The organism is Pseudanabaena sp. 'Roaring Creek', assembly GCF_001402795.1.
Lineage (GTDB): Bacteria > Cyanobacteriota > Cyanobacteriia > Pseudanabaenales > Pseudanabaenaceae > Pseudanabaena.
Map to the genome: position 1 here is coordinate 1 of NZ_LIRE01000421.1, position 7,636 is coordinate 7,636.

A 7,636-nucleotide genomic window follows, 5' to 3' on the forward strand; every position below is an offset into this window, starting at 1 on the left:
TATAGTTGTTTTAAATAACTTGTAGACGGGCTTCGACTTCGCTCAGCCCTCGGTGTAAGCTAGCTGAGCGAAGTCGAAGCTGTAGTTTTTATTTGAATTATCTATACTTGGTAATTTATTGATAATGTATTGAATTTTATCGAGGGTATTTAATATTCCTATTTGCAAATTTCATATCACGCCAATGGGAATCGATATAATATAAAGATAAAATTAAATATCTCCTGTTTTTTTTGCTTGGCTGACATTACCAAGAATAAAGTCAGACTTAGTTCTTGTTTTTTTGCGTGTTGTTTTTGGATTACATAACATTATGTCTAACCACGCAGAGGATTTTACGCCTAACGAATTGAGATCGGCGATTATCCGTAATATTTTAACGGTAAGCCCTGAAACGCCAGTAATTGAAGCGATCGCGCAAATGATCTCTTTTAGTTCCAATCGTACGGATGGTAATGAGGACATTGATGAAGATTACATCCACCAAGAGGCAAGATCGAGATGTGTACTGGTTGTTGAGCAGGAAAAGGTTATCGGTATTTTTACAGAACGAGATGTTGTCAGGTTGAGCGTTCAGCAGCGATCGCTAGAGCAATTGACTATGCAGGCAGTCATGACCTCACCTGTGATCGCAATTCAGGAATCTGAATTTACGGACTTTCTCACCGTGATGCATTTGTTGCAAAAGCATCGCATTCGCAATTTGCCAATTTTAGACGATGGCGATCGCCCTTTGGGACTGCTCACTCAAGAGAGCCTTTGGCAATTGTCCCTATCTCAACTATTGATCCGTCAAGCGGCTCAGAAGGAGGTGATTGGGATTAGCAAAATTGCTATTAGCAGACAGCAAGCCGCAATTCAAAAGCTCAAATCCGCAGAACAAGCTCTCAAAACACAGCGAGATTTTAATCAATTAATTGCGGAAATTAGTAGTCGGTTTATTGATGTTAGCCCTAATAACCTTGACGCGGAAATCGTTAGCGCTTTGCAGCTAGTCTGTAAGGCGACCAACTCTGACACTAGCTATCTGATCAAATATGACATCGCTGAACCCATAGATGATGCTATTTCTTCTCTCCCAGAGGGAACCGTAAGCGTCACCCATGCATGGTCAAAACCAGAATATTCACAGCAGATGACCTTGGTTAAGAATATTCCCCTCACCCTATTCCCTTGGTCGCATACCAAGCTCCTACAACGCCAAATTGTTAATATTCCTAATGTTGCCGATGTACCTGTCGAGGCAGCGATCGATCGCTCCCATTGGCAAAAGTTTCATCTTGTCTCGAATCTATCGGTTCCGCTGATTCAAAAATCGGTGGTGACGGGATTGATCGGTTTTGCCTCCTTTAGTCATGTGACCCATTGGGACGAAGAATCGATCCGTTTATTACAGGTGATGGGACAAGCGATCGCGAATATCCAAGAGCGAATTCAGTCTGAGTACAATTTACAGGTAAGTGAAAATCGATTGCGATTAGCTCTATGTGCAGCAAACCAAGGGCTTTACGATCTTGATTTACTGAGTGGCTCGGCGATTGTCAATGCTGAATATGCCATGATGCTAGGCTATGACCCCGATACTTTTCAAGAAAGCAATGCTAAATGGATGGAAAGATTGCACCCAGACGATCGCGATCGGACGCTGGAGATCTTTAAAAACTATATAGCAGGGATTTTGCCAGAATATGAGGTGGAATTTCGCCAACGTACGAAAACGGGGGAATGGAAATGGATTCTTTCTCTTGGTAAAATCGTTGCCAGAGATGAGTGGAATAATCCTGTCAGAATGATTGGCACTCATACGGATATTAGCGATCGCAAAAAAGCTGAAGCGGAGATGCTACTTGCCGAGCAAGTGCGGAAAGAACTGAAGCTGTTGGAAAGCCTTTTTAATATTATTCTGGCAGGTTATTGGGACTGGGATATCCAAACCAATGAAGAATATCTGAGCGAAGGTTTCAAGAAAATGTTCGGCTATGAAGATAATGAATTGCCCAATTCTCCTGAAACTTGGCAACATTTGATCTTTGCCGAAGATTTAGCCAAGGTCTTAGAAGCCTTCGATCGCCATGTTGAAAGTCATGGCGCAGTGCCCTATTGGAATGAAGTCCGCTATCGTCATAAAAATGGCTCTACGGTATGGGTCATTTGCTTGGGGAAGGTCATTGAATGGGATGGCGATCGCCCACTACGCATGATCGGCTGTCATATCGATATTAGCGATCGGAAAAAATCGGAGGAAGCATTGCGACTTAGTGAAGAACGATTAAATCTCGCCCTAGAAGCGGCGGGTGATGGATTGTGGGACTGGAATATCCCGACAGGTGAGCTCTATCTTAGTCCCCAATGGGCGGAAATGATCGGCTTTGAGAGTAACGAACTCGCCGCTGATGTGAGTGTATGGGAACAGTTGATTCATCCCGATGATAAACCTTGGGTAATGCAATGTCTCAATGCTCATTTTGAGGATGCTACGGTTCCCTATAAATTTGACTATCGAGTAAGAACGAAATCAGGGAAATATTGTTGGATTGCCAATTACGGAAAAGTGGTAAGGCGAGATGCAGAGGGTAAGCCTTTACGCATGATTGGCACGCATCGCGACATGACCATCAGCAAGCAAACGGAAGAAAAACTGCGCAAGAGTGATACCCATCTCAAAACTGCCCAGCGAATCGGTAAATTGGGGAGTTGGGAATTCGATCCCCATGACGGACGGATTCTGTGGTCGGATGAAATGTTTCAAATCTTTGGACGCGATCCCGAAATTGGTACGCCGACCTTTGAAGAACTCCAGCAATTAATCCATCCTGACGATCGCGAATTTCATCAGCAATTAGTGCAGTCGGCTATTAGCGAGATACAGCCCTACAATCTCGAAATTCGCTTTTATCGCTTTGATGGCTCTCTGGGTTATCTCCAATCCAGAGGAGAGCCCATAGTCGATGAAGTGGGGCATTTGCTTTTATTGATCGGGACAGCCCACGATATTACCGATCGCAAGCAGTCGGAAGCTAAGCTCAGGCAAACTACGGCTCAATTGGCGGCTTCTAACCATGAGTTAGAGGCTTTTGCCTATTCCGTTTCCCATGATTTGCGATCGCCATTGCGGGCGATCGATGGATTTAGCAAAGCCCTCATCGAGGACTATGGAGATAAATTTGATGATGATGCTAAGGACTATTTTGATCGAATTCGCCGTAATGTTGCGAGGATGGGAACATTAATCGAAGACCTGCTGCGGTTATCCCGTGTATCTCGCTCGGAGATGCAATATAGTCAAGTGAATCTGAGCCAGTTAGTACAGGAACAACTTGACGAACTGCAAGCCCTTGAGCCAGACAGACAGGTTGAAATGGCGATCGCGGATGGAGTGATAGTTCTTGCCGATCTTGCCCTCATGCGGATCGCAATTAGTAACTTAATCCAAAATGCATGGAAATTTACTAGCCATCATCCTATCGCTAGGATCGAGTTCGGCGTAATCGCATCGCTTGGCGATCGAGCTAATATAGCTAATATTGAAGACGATCGATTAGTTTACTTTGTGCGTGATGATGGAGCAGGATTTGATATGAACTACGCCAATCTGCTATTTGGAGTCTTTCAACGTTTACATAATACGAATGAATTTGCAGGTACGGGAATTGGCTTAGCGACGGTTCAACGGGCAATCCATCGTCATGGTGGAAAGGTTTGGGCTGAGGGTGCAGTAGAAAAAGGGGCAACTTTCTACTTTACCTTAGCCGATCTATCATTAGTACAGGAGATTTAATCATGCCTTCTCTTCGTCCCATTATATTAGTTGAAGATAATCCCGATGATGAAAGACTGACGATTAGAGCTTTACGGCGTGGCAGCATTGCTAATGAAATACTAGTAGCGCGTAATGGTGAAGAAGCCTTGGCAATGGTGCTAAGTTCTAACCCTTTACCCAGCGTAGTTTTACTAGACTTAAAGCTACCCAAAATTGATGGACTGGAAGTTTTACGACAGATTCGAGCCAATGAACGCACGCATTTATTACCCGTTGTGGTGCTTACTTCCTCTAGTGAAGAAAGCGACATCATTAATAGCTATAATTTGGGGGCAAATAGCTATGTACGCAAGCCTGTAGAAATTGAGAAATTTATTGAGGCTGTACGTCAACTAGGGCTGTATTGGGCAGTAATTAATGAAATACACCCAGAGGTGCGCAAACCATGACCGATAGCCTAAAAATTTTAAACATTGAAGACTCAGAAGATGATTCCCTCCTCCTATTGCGAGAGTTGCGTCGTGGCGGATTTAATGTGACCTTGGAAAGGGTGGAAACGGCGGAAGCACTACGTGAAGCTCTGGCTCGGCAACCTTGGGATGCAATTATTTCGGACTATCATTTGCCCAAGTTTGATGCATCCGATGCATTGACAATCGTGAAACAGAATTATCCAAATCTACCTTTCATTGTGGTTTCGGGGAAGATTGGTGAGACTGCGGCTGTAGAACTCATGAAGGCTGGGGCGCATGATTACTTGATGAAAGATGGGTTGGCTCGCCTTGCTGAAGCCGTGCGGCGAGAAGTTCGGGAAGCCCAGATCCGTTGGGAACGTCAATGCACGAAACTCGAATTAGATCGAGCCAAAGAACGCTTACAACTTGCCATTGAAGGTTCAGGAATTGGATTGTGGGATTGGGATATTGCAGCAGGGGTAATAAATATTAACTCCAGATGGGCAGAAATAATTGGCTATACGCTCACGGAAATAGAGCCAATTAGTTTTGAGACTTGGCAAAGGTATCTCCATCCCGATGATTTTAAGAAAGCCAATTCCCTGATCGAGCAGCACTTCAGTCATAAAATCCAGAGCTACGAGTGTGAATTACGGATGCAGCACAAATCTGGTTCTTGGGTTTGGATATTGTGCAAAGGCAAGGTGGTGGATTGGGATGCTCGGGGGAAACCCTCGCGCATGGCAGGAACGCACCTAGACATCAACGATCGCAAACTGGCTGAATTGCGCATAGAGATGCAAAACTCAATCTTGGAACGTATTGCCAAGGGTGAGCCTCTACGCGATATTCTCGATGCCTTAGTAAGGGTGACAGAAGAACAGATCGAAGGAGGTTTATGTTCTGTTTTACTGTGCGATCGCCAAGGTAAACTGCGGCATGGCGCGGCTCCTAGTTTGCCAGATGCTTATAATCAGGCGCTCGAAGGGCTAGCGATCGCTGAAGGTGTGGGCTCCTGCGGTACGGCGGCTTTTCGCAAAGAGCCAGTCATTGTCGCGGATATTGATACCGATCCGCTATGGCAAAACTATAGGCATCTAGCCCTATCCTATAATTTACAATCCTGTTGGTCATTGCCCGTCATCGCTAGTGATGGTTCGGTGGTTGCCACCTTTGCCCTATATCACCATTCCATTCACAGCCCCCATCCCCGCGAGTTAGAAATAATTGCGATCGCTGCGAATATCGTCAAAATTGCGATCGAGCGCGAGCGATCGACCCAAGCCCTAGAGCATTTAAATCGGGAACTAGAAAAACGAGTAGAAAGGCGTACGGAAGCTTTACAGAAGAGTGAAGCTCGGTTGCGGGAAGCACAGCAGATCGCCCACCTCGGTAGTTGGGAAATCGATCTATCAACCCAAAAGCTGAGTTGGTCAGAGGAACTTTTCAAAATCTTTGTCCTCGATTCTAATTATGCCGAACCAACCTACGGACAGTTTTGTCAATACTTTGCCTCCCACGAACAGGAACGTTTGCAATTGCTGAACGAACGCGCCATTAAGTACCGCGAGCCCTTTGCCATTGATGCGCAAATTATTCGTGCTGATGGCTCTACGGGCTATGTTTTTATGAGGGCGGAAGCAATCTGGAATGCGGTCGGTCAGGTAACTAGATTGTTTGGCATTATTATGGATATTAGCGATCGCTATGCCATGCAAGAAGCCTTGCAACGTAGTGAGGAACGTACTCGTGCTACGCTTTCGGCGCTGCCTGACATTGTGTTTCGCGTCGATCGTGAAGGTAGGTATGTCGATTTTATGGCTTCACCTCAAGGGGAAAACCTTGTCGATCCTGTGCAGGTGATTGGCAAAAGCATTTACGACCAATTGCCCATAGATATTCTCAAAGACCATGCAGATGTTAAGTATGAAGCCATCCAAAGAGCCCTCACAACTCAGTCGGTATTTAGTTACGAACAGCAAATTCATCTGAATGGCAAACTTCGCTACGAAGAAGTTCGCGTCGCTCCCTGCGGCAATGAGGAAGTAGTCTTTTTTATTCGGGATATTAGCGATCGCAAGAAGGCTGAGGCGCAACTCCAAAAAACTAATGAGAAACTGGCTCGTGCTACGCGACTCAAAGATGAATTTCTTGCCAATATGAGTCACGAACTACGTACTCCCCTGAATGCCATTTTGGGTATGACCGAGGGATTACAGGAAGAAGTATTTGGTGAGATTAGCGATCGCCAGTTAAAAGCATTACAAACTATAGAAGCTAGTGGAACGCATCTATTAGAACTGATCAATGACATTCTTGATGTTTCTAAAATAGAATCTGGGCAAATTGAACTGGAATGTGCCCCAACCTCGATTAGTCAACTCTTTCAGTCCAGCCTATCCTTTGTGAAACAGGAAGCAACGCAAAAACAACTCCAGATCTTTACTAAGTACCAGCAAAACCTGCCCGATCTCCTAGTTGACGAACGGCGGATTCGGCAAGTATTGATTAATATCCTCAATAATGCAGTCAAATTTACTCCCAATGGGGGACAGATTACCTTAGAGGTCATTCAAATTGCTAAGCCGAGAGAACGAGTCAGTGGTGACGATCGGGAATATCTTCAGATTTTAGTGACGGATACGGGGATTGGAATTGCCAAGGAAAATATCCCCAAACTATTTAAACCCTTTGTCCAAATTGACAGTGCCTTGAACCGCCAATATACGGGTACGGGGTTGGGACTTGCCCTCGTCAAGAAGATTGTGGAGCTCCATGGCGGTAAGATTGGGTTGACTAGCGAATTAGGTGCGGGCAGTTGTTTTTCCATCGAGCTACCTTGCGTTTCCCCTTTAGCGATGCCGCTTAATCCCGCAGAGAATGCTCAAATATTTGTCAATGCAGGACTCAATTTAGATATCGTTGAATTAAAATCACCGCTCATCTTGATTGCGGAGGATAACGAAGCCAATGTGATGACAATTTCCAGTTACCTCATGGCAAAAGGGTATCGCATTGCGCTGGCTGCCAACGGTCAAGAGGCGATCGCTATGGCGCAATCGACTAAGCCCGATCTGATTCTGATGGATATTCAGATGCCTGTAATAGATGGATTAGAAGCCACTAAACAGATTCGCCAAATTCCTTCCTTAGCTAAGGTGCCGATTATTGCCCTGACTGCTCTAGCCATGCAACCCGATCGCGATCGTTGTCTTGCCGCAGGGGTAAATGATTATCTTGCCAAGCCTGTGAAATTAAGAGAATTAGTCCATACAATCCAAAATTTTCTATGTCGCGATAATTTATAGCTGTCGCCAAGTGTACTAGGATATAAAACCCAAGAATTAATTGGCGGCGCGAAGCGCCGCCAATTAATTCTTGGGTTTTGATTTGTCCTAATTCAAGTGACTGTAGCTATATA

At 45.0% G+C, this 7,636-nt stretch carries 3 protein-coding genes; all 3 read left to right on the forward strand.

Features of this window, described 5'->3' with window-relative positions; all coding sequences use genetic code 11:
• The first annotated feature begins 313 nt into the window (after positions 1-313).
• The 3 genes from AC805_RS13980 to AC805_RS13990 are packed head-to-tail and all read left to right on the forward strand — an operon-like array spanning position 314 to position 7,523.
• Positions 314-3,778, forward strand: coding sequence for a PAS domain-containing protein (locus tag AC805_RS13980; RefSeq protein WP_055075987.1), 3,465 nt, complete (start codon positions 314-316; stop codon positions 3,776-3,778).
• A gap of 2 nt (positions 3,779-3,780) precedes the next feature.
• Complete coding sequence (locus AC805_RS13985; RefSeq protein WP_009627986.1) at positions 3,781-4,209, forward strand: response regulator; 429 nt, start codon at positions 3,781-3,783, stop codon at positions 4,207-4,209.
• Positions 4,206-7,523: a response regulator gene (locus AC805_RS13990; protein ID WP_055075988.1), complete on the forward strand. Its 3,318-nt coding sequence runs from the start codon at positions 4,206-4,208 to the stop codon at positions 7,521-7,523. The genes AC805_RS13985 and AC805_RS13990 overlap by 4 nt, the downstream gene beginning before the upstream one ends.
• Positions 7,524-7,636 lie beyond the last annotated feature (113 nt).

Excerpts from the sequence above, each read along its gene's own strand:
- AC805_RS13980 (WP_055075987.1), top strand. The coding sequence starts at position 314 with ATGTCTAACCACGCAGAGGATTTTACGCCTAACGAATTGAGATCGGCG.
- AC805_RS13985 (WP_009627986.1), top strand. The coding sequence starts at position 3,781 with ATGCCTTCTCTTCGTCCCATTATATTAGTTGAAGATAATCCCGATGAT.
- AC805_RS13990 (WP_055075988.1), top strand. The coding sequence starts at position 4,206 with ATGACCGATAGCCTAAAAATTTTAAACATTGAAGACTCAGAAGATGAT.